The sequence below is a fragment of the Rhodoferax potami genome, assembly GCF_032193765.1.
In the GTDB taxonomy this organism is placed as follows: Bacteria; Pseudomonadota; Gammaproteobacteria; order Burkholderiales; family Burkholderiaceae_C; genus Allorhodoferax; species Allorhodoferax potami.
The window spans coordinates 3,214,018-3,230,430 of sequence record NZ_JAVBIJ010000001.1 but is presented as its reverse complement, the minus strand read 5'-3'; the positions used below and the strand labels follow the sequence as shown (position 1 = coordinate 3,230,430).

The following is a 16,413-nucleotide window of genomic DNA, read 5'->3' as shown; positions in this document are numbered from 1 at the left end:
CAGTGTAAAAACAGCTCCTGACTGCGGATTTGCGCTAAGTCAAGAAACACCCCCTCTGGAGGCATGTATGGTCATTGCGCTATTTACCCGGCGCCGTAGCTCTTTGAAATGGCTAGGCGCCAGTGCGCTCGCGGCCATGTTGCCGGTCGGCAAGGTGCAGGCGGCCAACCGCCCCGCCTTGATGCTGGCCACCGAGCACACGCCCAGCTTTGCCGGAGGCGATGCCTGGGTCAGCGAAAAATACGATGGGGTGCGCGCCTATTGGGATGGCAGGCAATTGCTCACGCGGGGCGGCCATCGTATCGAAGCCCCTGCATGGTTTACCGCGGGTTGGCCCGCCTTTGCGCTGGATGGTGAGTTGTGGGCCGGTCGCGGGCGCTTTGCCGAGGCGGTGTCCACCGCGCGGCGAGAGTCGCCCGACGATGCCGCTTGGCGTGGCCTGCGTTACATGGTGTTTGACTTGCCTGCGCAGGGTGGCCGCTTTGAAGCCCGTTACGCAGCGCTACTTGCCGCAGTGCAAACCATGCAACAGGCATGGGTGCAACCGGTGCTGCAAAGCCCTGCCCCGGATGCTGCGGGCTTGCAGGCGCTGCTGGCGGATACCACCCGCGCGGGCGGTGAGGGCTTGATGTTGCACCGGGCCAGCGCGCTGTACCAGGCGGGCCGCTCGGCAGACTTGGTCAAGCTCAAGCAGTATCAAGATGCCGAAGCCCGCGTGCTCTCGCATGTGGCGGGGCAGGGTCGTTTGCAGGGCCGGACCGGCGCGCTGTGGGTCGAGTGGCGCGCCACTGAAGGTGCCAAAGCGCATCGTTTCAAACTCGGAAGCGGCTTCACCGATGCCGAGCGCGCAGACCCGCCGGCGGTGGGCAGTTGGGTCACGTTCCGCTACCGGGGCCTCACTGCGCAGGGGGTGCCGCGCTTTGCCAGCTATTTGCGACCGGCTGCCCCGATGAATTGGTAGCGGGGGGAGTGTCAGACTTCGATTAAAAAGTCTGACCGAAAGCCCAGTTGCTCGTTTTTGCGCACATAGCCAAGCGGGTTGGCCACCACACGGCAGCGGCCCACGCGGTAATCGCTCGGGGCGTGCAAGTGGCCGTGCAGCCACAGGTCTGCTGCGGGGAGCAAGTCGTCCAGCGCATTGCAAAAGCCTGCGGTGCCGGGCACCATGCCGTAGCGCGGATCGGCACTTTTCAAGCTGGGGGCAAAGTGTGTCACCACTACCGTGGGCCCCTGGTGCGGCTCTGAAAGAGCCGCGCGCAACCAAGCTTGGCAGGTCATGGCCTGCTCGCGCAGGCCCTCTGCCAGCCACGGTGCACCGTGGCGGGAGACAAGGGCTTTCTTCAGGTAATAGTTGGCAGCGCGGAATGCCTTTTCTCGCGCCTTGAGTTGCCGCTCGGGCGGCTCACTCGCGGCCAGCGCATCAAAGTCGGTCCAAAGCGTGGTGCCGATGAAGCGCACGCCGTGCATCACCAGAGCCTCGCGCTCCAGCCACTGAACGCCTAAGCGGGCACAGGTCGCGCGCAGGCGCGTGTGGGCTTCGTCAAAGTCGAGGGTGTCGTACTCGTGGTTGCCCGGCACAAACAGCACCGGCACCGGCCAGCCGTGCAGGGGCGAAAAGCGCTCCAGCCCGAAGTCGTCTCCCGCCAGCTGGGACCCGGGCTGGTACGAGCCGATATCTCCGGCCAGCACCAGCAGGTCAGCGCCGGGCAGCGGCGTGGCTTGCCAATGAGGGTGCGCCTCCAGGTGGAGGTCTGAGAGCAGTTGAATCTTCATGCTGAAAAAATGGTTTGACCCAGCGCTGCCACCTGGGTTCGCAGCCATGCGTGGGGGCTGGCACCGTCTAGGCGTTGGTGCCACAGCGCATCCACCTGGATCGGCGGCACGGCAAACGGCAGCTCGCGGATCACGAGTTGATCGGCATAGCCCGTCACATTCACAAAATGGCGCGGCAGCACCGTCAGCAGGTCGGACTGCACCACCACCTTGCCCGCCGTAAAAAACTGGTTCACCGTGAGCACAACCCGGCGCGTGCGCTTGAGGCTGACCAGCGATTCGTCAATGAAGCCGAAGGCCCGCCCCGAGAAGCTCACCAACATGTGCGACGCCGCGCAGAAGCGATCCAGCGTCAATTCGCCCACCGTCAAGGGGTGGTCCTTGCGCATGACGCACACATAGTCGCCCACAAACAGGCGGTGGTGCAAAAAAGTCTCGGCAGCGCCGGCCTGTGCGCGCGCGGTCAGGTCGGCTAGCACCGCCGGGAAGTGGCCGATGGCCAGGTCTGCTCCGCCTTCTTCCAGCACTTTGCGCGGGTCGCGGGTGGTGAGCGGCACCACCCGTAGCGACACGCCCGGGGCATCCCGGGCCAGCACTTTGACCAGGCCGGGCATTAGCTCCGCCGCGGTCGCGTCAGCCATGGTGAGTACAAAGGTCGTGGTGGCACCGCTGGGCTCAAACACGCTGGGGGCGAGAGATGCCTGCAGCTTTTGCAGCGTCTCGCGCACGGCGGGCCACAGCTCTTGCCCGCGGGCGGTCGGCTCTAGGGTACGGCCGTTGCGCACCAGCAGCTCGTCGTTCAGCGCCTCGCGCAGGCGACGCAGCGCGTTACTGACTGCCGGTTGGGTGAGGTTGAGTTGGGTGGCAGCCCGGGTCAGGCTGCGCTCGGACATGACGACATCAAAGACCTTGAGCAGGTTCAGATCAAAAGTCCGGAGATTGATGCGGTTGGTGGGCATGGCTAACTATAAATGCCGTGAATACCAAGCATCACCAACATAAAGTTGAATGACACTAGGGGAAACCCTATGATTCGCTCACTTCAAAAATTTTTATCCAGTGAGCATCAACCTTTTCAAGGAGTTTGCCATGACACCCGTTACCTCTACCCCCTATTTTTCGTATTCCACCGCTCAGCCCCGTGCCACCCGCGTACGCCGTGAAACCGTGGAAGCCTCCCGCACTCTGTCCGGCATGTTGCTCGCGGCTGTGCTGTCCGCCTTGTTGGTGGTTGCCGACCAAGTGATCGACACTTGGGTCGACGGCCATATGTTGGCGGCTTGGGTCGCGTTGTGGACCGTCGCATTTGCCGCTTTGGCTCTGCTGGCGCCTCCCCTGCGCAAAGTTTCCTCAGGTTTAGCCACGTTCATGGCAGTGGCTGTGCAGTCCTACAAAGTGCGCCGCATGGAAGAAAAGATGTGGGAATATGCCCACCACGATCCCCGCATCATGGCCGAACTGCAACACGCCTGGTTGCGCAGCCAGAGCCAGATCTGACCTGATCCCGTGTTGATTCCGACCCTCGCTCACGGGTCGTGACGAAAAAAAGCCACCGCAAGGTGGCTTTTTTGTTGTGTGGCAGGCTGCAGCGGTGTTCGCTGCGCCTGGCTCTGGGTGTGTCCCTCAGGCAGCTAAACGCTGGGCCAGTTGGGTTTTGGTCTCTTCGAGTTCCTTCGGCAAATGGTAGGCCAGCTGGCTGAATAGTTCGGTGTGCAAGGCGATTTCTGCCTTCCAGTCGTCTTTGCTCAGGCTGGTTACGGAGTCAAACTGCACTTGAGTGAAGTCCAGTCCGGTCCAATTGATTTCGCTGTACGCTGGGGCCACACCGAAACCGGTCTCGACGCCGGCGGCCTTGCCTTCCAGGCGGTCGATCATCCATTTCAGAACGCGCATGTTTTCACCGTAGCCAGGCCAGACGAATTTGCCGTCTTCACCCTTACGGAACCAGTTGGTGGTGAAGATTTTGGGCTGCTTGGCACCGCTACCGGCCAGCTTGGAGCCGATGTTGAGCCAGTGTTGGAAGTAGTCGCTCATGTTGTAGCCCATGAAAGGCAACATCGCAAACGGGTCGCGGCGCACGATACCTGCTTGGCCGGTGGCTGCTGCGGTGGTCTCGGAGCCCATGGTCGCGGCCATGTAGACGCCTTCGGTCCAGTTGCGTGCCTCTGTGACCAATGGCACGGTGGTGGAGCGGCGGCCACCGAAGATGAAGGCGTCAATCGCCACACCGTTGGCATCGTCCCACTGGCTGTCCAGCGCGGGGTTGTTGCCGGCGGCGACCGTAAAGCGGGCATTGGGGTGGGCGGCTTTGGCGCCGGTTTCCTTGGCGATGGCGGGAGTCCAGTCCTTGCCTTGCCAGTCAATCAAGTGGTCCGGCATGCCGCCGGTGTCTTTTTCCATGCCTTCCCACCAGATGTCGCCATCGTCGGTCAGCGCGACGTTGGTGAAAATCACGTTCTTGTCCAAGCTGGCCATGCAGTTGGGGTTGGTGTGATAGTTGGTGCCGGGAGCTACGCCGAAGTAACCTGCTTCGGGGTTGATGGCATACAACTTGCCGTCGGCATTCGGCTTGATCCAGGCGATGTCGTCACCGATGGTGGTGACCTTCCAGCCTTCAAATCCGGTGGGCGGCACCAGCATCGAGAAGTTGGTTTTACCGCAGGCGCTAGGGAAAGCCGCTGCCACGTGGTACTTCTTGCCCTCTGGGTTGGTCACGCCCAGGATGAGCATGTGTTCTGCCAACCAGCCTTGGTCACGCCCCATGTTGGAGGCAATACGCAGTGCAAAGCACTTTTTGCCCAACAGGGCGTTGCCGCCGTAGCCCGAGCCATAAGACCAGATTTCGCGGGTCTCGGGGTAGTGCACGATGTACTTGGTCTTGTTGCAAGGCCACTTCACATCGGCCTGGCCTTCTGCCAAAGGTGCGCCCACGGTGTGCACGCAGGGCACGAAAGCGCCGTCTACGCCCAACACGTCATACACCGCCTTGCCCATGCGGGTCATGATGCGCTGGTTAACCGCCACGTAGGCGCTGTCAGACAACTCGATGCCGATGTGCGCAATGTGCGAGCCCAAGGGGCCCATGGAGAAAGGCACCACATACATGGTGCGGCCTTTCATGCAGCCGTCAAACAGGGCGGGTGTGCCATCGGCCTGACCGGTTTGCAGAATCTTGCGCATCTCTGCAGGGGCCATCCAGTTGTTGGTGGGGCCGGCGTTTTCTTTGCTCTCTGCGCAGATGTAAGTGCGGTCTTCCACGCGGGCCACGTCGGTCGGGTCGGAGCAGGCGAGGAAACTGTTAGGGCGCTTGAGCGGGTTGAGTTTTTTGAAGGTGCCCGCATCGACCAACTGTTGGCACAGGCGTTGGTACTCTTCTTCAGAGCCGTCGCACCAGTACACGTCTTTGGGTTTGCACAAAGCCACCATGTCGGCCACCCAAGCGACCAAGGCTGGGTTTTTGACGTAGCTGGGGGTGTTGAGGGACAAGCCCTGCATCACGGGTGCGTTCATAAAAAGCTCCTAAGTTTGAAAATCGTCTTTTCAAAATCAGGTGCTGCCACGCGCTCAGCCACGAACTTTGAGAAACCGGCTTTCGTCCGACGCATTGGCTTTGAAGCCTTTGGATCAGGAGCCTGATTCTATGAACTCGTTCTAAAGTTACAAAGCGATTACTGCTTAACTTTATGCAAAAGGCGCATTGATTCATGCGCGAAAATAAGAGGCCCAAAAAAAGGCGAGAAATCCTCGCCCTGTGGAAATCGCGGTACCGGCTCAGGGAGCCGTCAATACCTTTTCAATCTGGGCGATCAGCTTCGGGTCTTCCGGGGACATGTCACTAGGGAAGCTGCCCACCACTTTGCCGCGCCGGTCCACTAGGTACTTGTGAAAGTTCCAGCGCGGGCTCTGGCCCGTCTGCGCCGCCAGCTCTTTGAATAGGGGATTGGCCTGTACCCCTGTGACGGCGCTCTTCGCGAACATCGGGAACTTCACCCCGTAGGTGTTGAAGCACAGGTCCGCAATCTGCTTGCTATTGCCGGGCTCTTGCTGACCGAAATCGTTCGATGGGAAGCCCATCACCACTAGGCCGCGCTGCTGAAAGCGGGCGTATACCTTTTCAAGGCCTTGGTACTGCGAGGTAAAACCGCAATAGCTGGCGGTGTTCACGACCAGAGCCACTTTGCCGCTGTACTGGCACAGGTTCTGGGGACTGTCGTCTTGCAGGCGGGGCAGGTTCTTTTGCCAGAGGGCAGGGCAAACTGCTGCCTTGCTATCCAGTGGCGTCGCCGTAGAAACGCCTGCTGCAATGCCCAATAAAAAAGCGGCCGAAGCCGCTTGTTGGATGCCGGAGGCCATCGGGTCCGCCCCTGTCAGGCCATGGACACTGCAATGAACGCCAATAGAAACATCAACACGGCACCCACGATGGGCAGCACGATAGGCATCAAAGGCACTACCTCGTCCACCGGATCGGCGGGGTGGTTGTCATCGGAGTGAACGGGTGCAGACATGGTCGATCCTCAGGGTGTCGTTGGTATGGGTGGATTTTAGCGCCAGCAGCCCGATTTGGCTCAACAATGCTGCTCAGCGTCTTGTCACAGGTACTTCACACCTGCCAAAGACTGCGTTATCGTGGTCACAGCACAAGCCTGTGCCGGAGGCGTTGGATGACCAAGCGTTCGTTGTTTATGCCCCAAGGTGGGCACCTGATCCCGTCGCCGGGGTTGGAGCGCGCGCCTGTTCTCGACTTGATGTGCTCCCATTTCGTGCTGACATTGGCGGCCCGGCAAGGGGCGGGGTTCAATGTGCGGCGCGATTTCAATGGAGTCGTCGGTCTGGCTGGCCGCCATTTGTTGTGGCCGGTGTCTGTGTTGGGCCGTCTCCGCGAGTTTCTGGGGCGACGCTGCTTGGGTAATGAGCTTTGGCGGGGCCACGAGTCTTTGTCCGCCACGGAATTTTTGGAGAGGTACGGCGTCTGGTGCGGCCCCTACGATGAAGCGACGCTGTTTTTCTTCCTGGATGAATATGTCAAGGATCAGCCGAAAGACTTGATATCCGTGCTGGCCGTCACGGGCGAGTGGCTGAACGGCGCTCTGAAAAAGCAGTCCACCCTCGTCGAGAAAAACATCAACGCACTTGCCGGCTTGTTGCAGCTCAACAAGGCCGAGCGGGCCTTGTTGCTCTACGGGACACTCGCCCGTTATCAACGGGACATGCGCAGCATCCTGGTGGAGTTCAAAGTGAACAACGCCGCGGAGGCGTATGCCGCCATTGCCGATGTTGCCCATGTCAATGCCCAGGAGCTGGGCGAGGCCTTGCGCGCTGGCTCTCGGCTGGAGCGGATCGGGCTGGTCGAGAATCTGATCTCGGAGCACAACATCACTGACCTGGCAGACCTCATGAAGGTCAGTGAAAAGCTCCCGCCGGTGCTCATGCGGCAATACCGCGACCACGCCGAACTGATGGCAGTTTTTACCCGGCTGTCGAGCAAAACAGAGCTGCGAATGCAGGACTTTGATTTTGTGGCCGAAGACGCCGCGGTGCTGTGCCGCGTCTTGCAACATGCGGTCGCCCGGCAGGAGCCTGGTGTCAACGTTTTGCTGTACGGCCCCCCGGGGACAGGCAAGACGGAACTGGCCAAAGTCATGGCCCACCACGCAGGCTTGGAGCTGTTTGAGGTGGAATATGCAGACCGTGACGGCAACTCCCTCAGCGGCCGTGACCGCTACCGCTCCCTGCAAATCGCCCAGGTTTTTTTGAAAGGTAGCGCACAGGCCGCACTGTTGTTTGATGAGGTGGAGGATGTTTTTCCGCCGCTTTCGACGGAAACCGTCAGCTATCTGGCCCGTGCAGATGCTCACGCCGCCACGGCCAGTGGCAGCGTAAGCGGCAAGGCGTGGGTCAACCAGATTTTGGAGTCCAACGCGGTACCCACCATTTGGGTGACCAACCGGATTGAGCAGATCGACCCCGCTTTTTTAAGGCGCTTTGCCTACCATTTGGAGCTGAAGTCCCCACCCCCCGGCGCCCGGGAGGGCGTTGTTCGCAAAACCCTGGAGGGGACGCCGGTCAGTGACGCTTTTGTCGCGCGGCTCTCCAGCCGCAAGGGGCTGACGCCTGCCCAAATCCGAACCGCCGCCCGCTTCGCGCGCCTAGGCAGAACCGACGCGGAGCAAGGGGATGTCGCCGGCCTCGAGGCGCTCATCGACCGCCAGCTTAAGAATGCCGACCACGCTTTGGGCCGCCCGCCCGCTACGCCAGGCCGCGCGCAGGCACTCAGCCGATATGACCTTGATTACCTGAATATCGAATGTCGCTTTGAATTGCCGCGAATTGTGCAGGCGTTGGCGGCGCGGGGGCACGGAACCCTGTGCTTTTATGGACTCCCGGGTACCGGCAAGACGGCGTTGGCCGAGCACATTGCGCAGGAACTGGGCCGCCCGCTGCACATCAAGCGGGCGAGCGACCTGATGAGCAAGTATGTGGGCGAGACTGAGCAGAACATGGCTGCCATGTTCCGCGAGGCAGAGGCCGAAGGTCTTGTTTTGCTTTTGGACGAGGCAGACAGCTTTCTGCAGGACAGGCGCTCAGCACAACGCAACCACGAAGTCAGCGAAGTCAATGAAATGCTGCAAGGCATGGAGCGCCACCGTGGTGTTTTCATTTGCACCACTAACTTGATGGATAGGGTGGATGAGGCCGCTTTGCGCCGATTTACTTTCAAGATCCAGTTTTTGGCCCTGAGCACGGAGCAGCGCGAGCGCTTGTTCATTCAAGAGGCCTGCGGGAACGAGCCGTCCGCGTTGACGGCGGCTCAACGCGGACTCCTGAAGCAGCTCGATCAGCTTAGCTTGGGCGATTTTGCGGCCGTCAAGCAGCAGTTGGCGATCTTGGAGACAGAAATCAGCCCCCAAGAGTTTTTGGAGCAGCTCACTGCAGAGCACCGAGTCAAGCCGCTGGTCCGTGAACGCCGCAGCATGGGTTTTATGCCCTGAGCCTGCGATCCGGTGCGAGCGGCAGCCTCGTAACTCGTTTGAAACTTTTTTAAAGTTTGTGTCAACCGCTCCCGTATCTGGTGCGTGATATATCCAAGCGGGTGCGCTTACTCCGGGCCGTTGGAACCAAACCGGGGCATGAACTGCACTCCATTGCAACCTAACGTGCAGCGAATATGCAAAAAAACACGATTGAAGTGCCGGAAAAAGGAACCTATAAGTGGCAGTTGTTTGACTACTGGTCGGGCGAGTACCGCCAGACGCATGCCACACACCACGCCTATATCGCACTCAATTTCGCTGGCACGCTCGACGCGTGCAAGTCCAAGTTCCAAGCGCTTGTGCAACAGCACCGCGCCAAACTGGCTGATGCTGAAACCGGTGCCCGTCACCAACGTGCGATCGAGCGACTGCAAAACACCCTGTCCGGTGCCGCCGTGGCCTATGAAAGCGGTTTTCACCGCCATTAACCGGCGCTTACTGGAGTGCGACGACCTTTAAAACGTCGTCGGCATACGCCTCCAGCTTCTTGGCCCCGATGCCGCTGATGCCTTGCAAGTCGTCAATGGTTTGCGGGGCGCGCTGGGCAATAGCCGCCAGCGTGGCGTCGTGAAAAATCACGTAAGCCGGCAGATTGTGTTCTTGCGCAACCTCGGCGCGCCAGGCCTTGAGGGCTGAGTAGCGGAGCAAGCCTTCGCTATCCAGATTGATAGGCGCTTTGACCACTGCCCCCAAGCGGGCACTCTTGCGCGGTTTGCGCTCTGCAGGGCTCGACACTGACTCGCGCAGCATCACCGCCACTTCCCCTTTAAGCACCGCGCGCGACTCTGCAGTTAATTGCAGGGTATTGAAAGCCTGCGCATCCACCGCCACTGCGCCCATGGCAATCAATTGGCGCAGCACGCCACGCAGTTGGAGCTCGCTGAAGTCTTTGCCGATTCCGAAGGTGCTCAGGGCTTCATGGCCGTATTGGGTGACTTTTTCGGTCGTCTTGCCCCGCACAATGTCCATCAAATGCCCTGCACCGAAGCTCACGCCGCTCATCTGCTGGATGCGGTAGATGGTGCTGAGCAGTTTGCGGGCTGCATCTGTGCCATCCCATACATCAGGCGGGTTCAGGCAGTTATCGCAATTTCCGCAAGGCAGGCTTTTCTCGCCGAAGTAACCCAGCAATCGGACGCGGCGGCAATCGGTGGCTTCTGCCAGGCCTAGCAAGGCGTCCAGCTTGCCGCGCATGACCTGCTTGAACTCTTCGCTGGCCGGGCTCTCGTCAATCATGCGGCGCTGGTTCACCACGTCTTGCAGGCCATAGGCCATCCACGCATCTGCCGGCAGGCCATCCCGCCCGGCGCGGCCGGTCTCCTGGTAGTAGCCTTCGATGTTCTTGGGCATGTCGCGGTGAGCCACAAAGCGCACATCCGGTTTGTCGATGCCCATGCCAAAGGCAATCGTGGCCACCATGACGATGCCTTCTTCGCGCAAAAACCGGTCCTGGTTCAGTTGGCGTACCTTGGCGTCCAGCCCGGCGTGATAAGGCAGGGCCTTGATGCCCGCGTCCACTAATGTCTGCGCCATGTCTTCCACTTTTTTGCGGCTCTGGCAGTAGACGATGCCGGCCTCTCCCTCGTGTTCCCGCTCGATGAAGCGCAGCAGCTGGGTGGTCGAGTCCTTCTTTTCGACAATCGTGTAGCGGATGTTGGGCCGGTCGAAACTACTGACGAAGGCGCGTGCCTCTTCGAGTTGCAAGCGCTCCAGGATGTCGGCACGGGTCAGGTCGTCAGCCGTGGCCGTCAGGGCGATGCGCGGAACCCCCGGGTAGCGCTCATGCAACACCGTGAGGTTGCGATAGTCGGGCCGGAAATCGTGGCCCCACTGACTCACACAGTGGGCTTCATCGATGGCAAACAGGCTCAGCTTGCCGCGCTCAAAGAGCGAATCCAACAAGGCCAAGAAGCGTGCGTTGCTGACCCGCTCCGGCGCTGCGTACAGCAGGGTGATCTCGCCGCGCAGCAGTTGCTGCTCGATTTGGTAGGCCTCGTCGCTGTTGAGGGTGGAGTTCAAAAACGCGGCGCTCACACCGGCTTCATGCAGGGCACCCACCTGGTCGTGCATCAGCGCAATCAGGGGGGAAATGACCAGCGTGGCGCCCAAGCCCGCCTGCTGACGGGCGATGGCTGGCACCTGGTAGCACAAGCTTTTGCCGCCACCGGTAGGCATGAGCACCAGCGCGTCACCCCCCGCGATCACATGTTCCACGATGGATTCCTGAGGCCCGCGGAAGGCCGCGTAACCAAAAACATCGCGAAGAATGGACAGGTGAGGCACTAAATTGCTATCAAAATAAGAGCTGGTTGCGCAAGTAGAACGAGGGCTAGAGCTCAAAAACATACAAAATCCGGCGGTGTGGCGTGATGCTGGCACGCCGAGGCACCGCGCGCCCTATTGTCGGGCATGGTCGTGGCCCTGCCGGCAGCGCTGCGGCACAGCATGGACCCGAAACTGCATGGCGATGCGCACTTGAGGGTATGGGGCCAGAGAGGGGCTGCCGTTGTCGTTTAAAATCCGTGAACCCAAGGGGCGCTGCAGCCGGGGTCCGCCGCACGGCGGAACCGGTCAGGCTTGGGGACTCCAACTGCGCTCACTTGTTTCAATCCACACAGTGAGCCGCACCATGAAGCCCATTACCTATACCCGCGCGCAATCGCTCCCCGGCATTCTGGCCAGCCGCATCGCCATTCTGGATGGCGCCATGGGCACCATGATTCAGCGCTTCAAGCTGGGCGAAGCCCAATACCGCGGCGAGGGGTATGCCGGCCCGGGTAGTCAGGGCGACCGGTTCAAAGATTTCCCCAAAGACGTCAAAGGCAACAACGAGTTGCTGAGCCTGACACGCCCGGACGTGATCACCGACATCCACGAGGCCTATCTGGCTGCCGGCGCCGACATGATTGAGACCAACACCTTCGGCGCCACCACGGTGGCCCAGGCGGACTACGACATGGCCGACTTGGCCATCGAGATGAATTTGGTTTCCGCCCAACTGGCCCGTGCCGCCTGCGACAAGTACAGCACACCCGACAAACCGCGTTTTGTGTGCGGCGCCCTCGGCCCCACACCCAAAACCGCCAGCATCAGCCCCGATGTGAACGACCCCGGCGCCCGTAACGTGACGTTTGAAGAACTGCGAGCCGCCTACTATGACCAGACCAAGGCGCTGGTCGAAGGCGGGGCAGACGTGATTCTGGTGGAGACTATTTTCGACACGCTCAACGCCAAAGCCGCGCTGTTTGCGGTGGATGAGTACTTTGAGGCCAGCGGCGAGCGCCTGCCCATTTTGATCAGCGGCACGGTGACCGATGCGTCCGGCCGCATCCTGAGTGGCCAGACGGTCACCGCCTTCTGGCACAGCGTGCGCCATGCGCAGCCGCTCGCCATCGGCTTGAACTGCGCGCTCGGTGCAGCACTCATGCGCCCCTACATCCAAGAGCTGAACAAGGTGGCGACCGACACCTTCATCAGCTGCTACCCCAACGCCGGTCTGCCCAACCCCATGAGCGATACAGGCTTTGACGAAACTCCCGATGTCACCAGCCGCTTGGTACGGGAGTTTGCGGCCGAAGGCCTGGTCAACATTGTCGGCGGCTGCTGCGGCACCACCCCGGACCACATCGGTGCCATCGCGCAAGCGGTGTCGCCCTTGGCGACCCGTAGCGTGCAGCGCGGGTACTTTTACAAAGAGGCGGCTTGAGCCGAGACATCGCCATGAAAAAAGTCCGCTGGGGCGTGCTCAGCACTGCCAAGATCGGCATGGAAAAAGTTACCCCTGCGCTGCAGCGCAGCCAGTGGTGTGATGTGCAGGCCATTGCCTCGCGCTCCCTGGAGAGTGCGCAGGCGGCGGCGGGCAAGTTGGGTGTTCCCAAGGCCTACGGCTCCTACGAGGAGCTGTTGGCGGACCCGTCGATCGAGGCCATCTACAACCCCTTGCCGAACGACCAGCATGTGCCCTTGACGCTGGTGGCAGCCCGCGCGGGCAAGCATGTGCTGTGCGAAAAACCCATCGCCTTGAACGCCAATGAGGCGGCCCAGTTGCGCGAGGTGGCGGACAAGGTGCACATCATGGAAGCGTTCATGGTGCGCTTTCACCCCCAGTGGCTGCGTACCCGCGAGCTGGTGCAGAGTGGTGCGCTGGGTGATCTGCGCGCGGTGCAGGTGTGGTTCTCGTATTTCAACCGCAACGCAAAAAACATCCGCAACGATGCCAGCAAGGGCGGCGGCGCGCTGATGGATATCGGTTGCTACCCCATCGTGGCCGGGCGCTTCCTTTTTGGCACAGAGCCGGTGCGCGTGATGGCGTTGGCGGACATGGACCCGGACTTCGGTGTGGATCGCAGCTTCAGTGCCTTGCTCGATTTCGGCAATGGCCGCCGCTTGGATTTCACCGTGTCCATGCAAACCACGCCTTACCAGCGGGCCCACGTGGTGGGTACTGAAAAGCGGGTGGAAATTGAAATCCCGTTCAATGCGCCCCAAGGTCAAGAAACCCGCATCTTTATCGACGACGGCAAGGTACTGGGCGGTCGCGAAGCAGTGGTCGAAACCTTTGCCGCCTGCGACCAGTACAGCCTGGAGGGCGATGCCTTCTCGCTCGCCATCCGCGGTGGGCAACCTTTGCAATATGGCGTGGAAGACGCCATCCAGAACATGCGCATCATCGATGCCCTGTTTGCCTCCCAGCGCAGTGGTGCCTGGGTTGCGGTGTAAGCCGCTGAATTTTGATTTTTAGGTCTTTTATGCCTCAAGCCCTCGTATCGTCTGCGCCAGCAGCTATCAATTCCGTAGCACCCATGCTGCTCTCGGGCTTGGAGCCCATCTCCATCGACAGCAGCAGCCTGTTTGTGAACGTGGGTGAGCGGACCAACGTCACCGGCTCCAAGGCATTCGCCCGCATGATCTTGAACGGCCAGTTCGAAGAAGCTTTGGCCGTGGCCCGCCAGCAGGTGGAAAACGGCGCGCAGATCATCGACATCAACATGGACGAGGCCATGCTGGACAGCCAGGCCGCCATGGTGCGCTTCCTGAACCTCATCGCTTCCGAGCCGGATATTTCCCGCGTGCCCATCATGATCGACAGCTCCAAGTGGAGCGTGATCGAAGCGGGCCTGCGCTGCGTGCAGGGTAAGGCGGTGGTGAACTCCATCAGCATGAAAGAAGGCTTGGATGAATTCAAGCGCCAGGCCAAGCTGCTACGCCGCTATGGCGCTGCCGCCGTGGTGATGGCGTTTGATGAAAAAGGTCAGGCCGATACCTATGCTCGCAAGATCGAGATCTGCGAGCGCGCCTACCGCGTGCTGGTGGACGAGGTGGACTTTCCGCCCGAGGACATCATCTTCGACCCCAATATCTTTGCGATTGCCACCGGCATTGAAGAGCACAACAACTACGCGGTGGACTTCATCGAGGCCACCCGCTGGATCAAGCAGAACCTGCCCGGCGCCAAGGTGAGCGGTGGCGTGTCCAACGTGTCCTTCAGTTTCCGCGGCAACGACCCGGTGCGCGAAGCCATCCACACCGTGTTCCTGTACCACGCGATCAAAGCCGGTATGGACATGGGCATCGTGAACGCGGGCATGGTCGGCGTATACGACGACCTGGAACCCGCGCTGCGCGAGCGGGTGGAAGACGTGGTGCTGAACCGCCGCGAAGATGCCGGTGAGCGCTTGGTGGAGATTGCTGAAACCGCCAAGAGCGGCGCCAAAGACGAGAGCAAAAAGCTCGAATGGCGTGGCACGCCCGAGGCCCCTGTGGCGGTAGCCCAGCGCCTGAGCCACGCGCTCGTGCACGGCATTACCGACTTCATCACTGTCGACACCGAAGAGGCCTACCGCGAAATTCTGGCCAAGGGTGGCCGTCCACTGCACGTGATCGAAGGCCCGCTCATGGACGGCATGAACGTGGTGGGCGATTTGTTCGGTCAGGGCAAGATGTTCCTGCCGCAAGTGGTGAAGAGTGCCCGCGTCATGAAGAGCGCGGTGGCGCATTTGCTGCCCTACATCGAGGCTGAAAAGCTCGCCATGGTGGAAGCCGGTGGCGAGGCGAAAGCCAAAGGCAAGATCGTGATTGCCACCGTCAAAGGCGACGTGCACGACATCGGCAAAAACATCGTGACCGTGGTGCTCCAGTGCAATAACTTTGACGTGGTGAACATGGGCGTGATGGTGCCTTGCCACGAAATTTTGGCCAAGGCCAAAGAGGAGGGCGCAGACATCATCGGCCTCTCCGGCTTGATCACTCCTAGCCTGGAAGAGATGCAATATGTGGCCGGCGAAATGCAGAAGGACGAGTACTTCCGCAGCCGCAACATCCCGCTACTCATTGGCGGCGCCACCTGCAGTCGCGTCCACACCGCGGTGAAGATTGCGCCGAACTACGAAGGCCCGGTGGTCTATGTGCCCGATGCCTCACGCAGCGTCAGCGTGGCCCAAAGCCTGCTGGGCGATGGTGCGCCCAGCTACCTTGCGGAATTGAATGCTGACTACGACCGCGTGCGCCAGCAGCACGCCAACAAAAAGCAGACGCCGCTGTGGAGCCTGGCCCGCGCGCGCGCCAACAAGACGCCTATCGACTGGGCGGCCCACCAAGCCGCGGTGCCCAAGTTCATCGGCCGGCGCGTGTTCAAGAATTTTGACTTGGGCGAGCTGGCCCAGTACATCGACTGGGGCCCCTTCTTCCAGACTTGGGATCTGGCCGGCCCCTACCCGGCGATTCTGCAAGACGAGGTGGTGGGCGAGCAGGCCCGGCGCGTGCTGGCCGACGGCCAGGCCTTGCTGAAAAAAATCATCGATGGCCGCTGGTTGACCGCCAATGCGGTTGTGGCGCTGTACCCGGCCAACACGGTGAACGACGACGACATCGCCTTCTACACCGACGAGTCCCGTACGGAGGTCGCCATGACCTGGTACGGCCTGCGCCAGCAAACCGAGAAGCAGGAGATTGATGGTGTTATGCGCCCGAGCCGCTGCTTGGCTGACTTTGTGGCACCCCGTGGCGTCCAAGCCGACTACGCCGGCATGTTCGCAGTCACTGCTGGTATCGGTGCGGACAAGCGGGCCGAAGCCTTTGAAGCCGCGCACGACGACTACAGCGCCATCATGCTCAAGTCGATTGCCGACCGCCTGGCCGAAGCCTTTGCCGAATGCCTGCATAAAAAAGTGCGCACCGACCTCTGGGGCTACGCCGCTGGCGAAACCCTGAGCAACGAAGACCTGATCGGCGAAAAGTACCAAGGCATCCGCCCCGCACCCGGCTACCCCGCCTGCCCGGACCACAGCGCCAAGAAAGACATGTTTGCGCTGCTGCAGTGCGACGAGGTGGGCATGACGGTGACTGAGAGCCTGGCCATGACCCCGGCAGCCAGCGTTAGCGGCTTCTATATTGGCCACCCTGATGCCACTTACTTCAACGTCGGCAAGATCGGCGACGACCAGGTGCACGACCTGGCCGAGCGCCGCCAACTGGACCGCGCCGAGCTGGAGCGCTTGTTGGCGCCTAACCTGTAATTCTGCATGTCTGCCCGCTACCGCAGTCATAGTGGCTGCGGTAGCGCAGCTTTACCCAGCGTTACAAATCAGATACCTCCCCGTCGTGCAGG

Annotated in this window: 13 protein-coding genes and 1 riboswitch; of the genes, 7 read left to right on the top strand and 6 right to left on the bottom strand. The window is 60.9% G+C overall.

Features of this window, described 5'->3' with window-relative positions:
• The first annotated feature begins 67 nt into the window (after window positions 1-67).
• Window positions 68-961: a DNA ligase gene (locus RAE21_RS15605; protein WP_313882144.1), complete on the top strand. Its 894-nt coding sequence runs from the start codon at window positions 68-70 to the stop codon at window positions 959-961.
• A gap of 11 nt (window positions 962-972) precedes the next feature.
• On the opposite strand, the gene RAE21_RS15600 is transcribed toward RAE21_RS15605, so the two are convergent.
• Window positions 973-1,773 carry a metallophosphoesterase gene (locus tag RAE21_RS15600; RefSeq protein ID WP_313882143.1) on the bottom strand — a complete coding sequence of 267 codons (801 nt, stop codon included), beginning with the start codon at window positions 1,771-1,773 and terminating at the stop codon, window positions 973-975.
• Window positions 1,770-2,732, bottom strand: coding sequence for a LysR family transcriptional regulator (locus tag RAE21_RS15595; RefSeq protein ID WP_313882142.1), 963 nt, complete (start codon window positions 2,730-2,732; stop codon window positions 1,770-1,772). The genes RAE21_RS15600 and RAE21_RS15595 overlap by 4 nt, the downstream gene beginning before the upstream one ends.
• A gap of 130 nt (window positions 2,733-2,862) precedes the next feature.
• Between RAE21_RS15595 and RAE21_RS15590 the strand changes: the two genes are divergently transcribed.
• On the top strand, window positions 2,863-3,270 hold the full coding sequence (locus RAE21_RS15590; protein ID WP_313874494.1) for a hypothetical protein: 408 nt from the start codon (window positions 2,863-2,865) through the stop codon (window positions 3,268-3,270).
• A gap of 126 nt (window positions 3,271-3,396) precedes the next feature.
• Here RAE21_RS15590 and RAE21_RS15585 read toward each other — a convergent pair whose 3' ends face one another.
• The 3 genes from RAE21_RS15585 to RAE21_RS15575 all read right to left on the bottom strand — a co-directional run bounded on the left by RAE21_RS15585 (window position 3,397) and on the right by RAE21_RS15575 (window position 6,281).
• On the bottom strand, window positions 3,397-5,283 hold the full coding sequence (locus tag RAE21_RS15585) for a phosphoenolpyruvate carboxykinase (GTP) (protein ID WP_313882141.1): 1,887 nt from the start codon (window positions 5,281-5,283) through the stop codon (window positions 3,397-3,399).
• Window positions 5,284-5,544: 261 nt separating this feature from the next.
• The gene (locus RAE21_RS15580) at window positions 5,545-6,126 is read right to left on the bottom strand and encodes a glutathione peroxidase (RefSeq protein WP_313882140.1); all 582 of its coding nucleotides are present in this window, start codon (window positions 6,124-6,126) and stop codon (window positions 5,545-5,547) included.
• Window positions 6,127-6,140: 14 nt separating this feature from the next.
• Complete coding sequence (locus tag RAE21_RS15575) at window positions 6,141-6,281, bottom strand: hypothetical protein (RefSeq protein WP_313874491.1); 141 nt, start codon at window positions 6,279-6,281, stop codon at window positions 6,141-6,143.
• A 156-nt stretch (window positions 6,282-6,437) separates the two neighbouring features.
• On the opposite strand from RAE21_RS15575, the gene RAE21_RS15570 reads away from it, so the two are divergent.
• Window positions 6,438-8,765 (top strand): ATP-binding protein, encoded by a 2,328-nt coding sequence (locus RAE21_RS15570; RefSeq protein ID WP_313882139.1) that lies wholly within the window; start codon window positions 6,438-6,440, stop codon window positions 8,763-8,765.
• A 176-nt stretch (window positions 8,766-8,941) separates the two neighbouring features.
• Window positions 8,942-9,235, top strand: a complete 294-nt coding sequence (locus RAE21_RS15565; protein ID WP_313882138.1) for a hypothetical protein — start codon at window positions 8,942-8,944, stop codon at window positions 9,233-9,235.
• Between the two features lie 7 nt (window positions 9,236-9,242).
• Here RAE21_RS15565 and recQ read toward each other — a convergent pair whose 3' ends face one another.
• A complete protein-coding gene (gene recQ, locus RAE21_RS15560; RefSeq protein ID WP_428984036.1) occupies window positions 9,243-11,021 on the bottom strand; it encodes a DNA helicase RecQ in 1,779 nt (592 codons plus the stop codon).
• A 310-nt stretch (window positions 11,022-11,331) separates the two neighbouring features.
• Window positions 11,332-11,412: riboswitch (S-adenosyl-L-homocysteine riboswitch) on the top strand.
• A gap of 24 nt (window positions 11,413-11,436) precedes the next feature.
• Between recQ and RAE21_RS15555 the strand changes: the two genes are divergently transcribed.
• The 3 genes from RAE21_RS15555 to metH are packed head-to-tail and all read left to right on the top strand — an operon-like array spanning window position 11,437 to window position 16,321.
• Complete coding sequence (locus RAE21_RS15555) at window positions 11,437-12,513, top strand: homocysteine S-methyltransferase family protein (protein ID WP_313882136.1); 1,077 nt, start codon at window positions 11,437-11,439, stop codon at window positions 12,511-12,513.
• A 14-nt stretch (window positions 12,514-12,527) separates the two neighbouring features.
• Entirely contained in the window at window positions 12,528-13,526 is a 999-nt protein-coding gene (locus tag RAE21_RS15550) for a Gfo/Idh/MocA family protein (protein ID WP_313882135.1), read from the top strand.
• Between the two features lie 29 nt (window positions 13,527-13,555).
• Entirely contained in the window at window positions 13,556-16,321 is a 2,766-nt protein-coding gene (gene metH / locus RAE21_RS15545; RefSeq protein WP_313882134.1) for a methionine synthase, read from the top strand.
• Window positions 16,322-16,413: the final 92 nt, after the last annotated feature.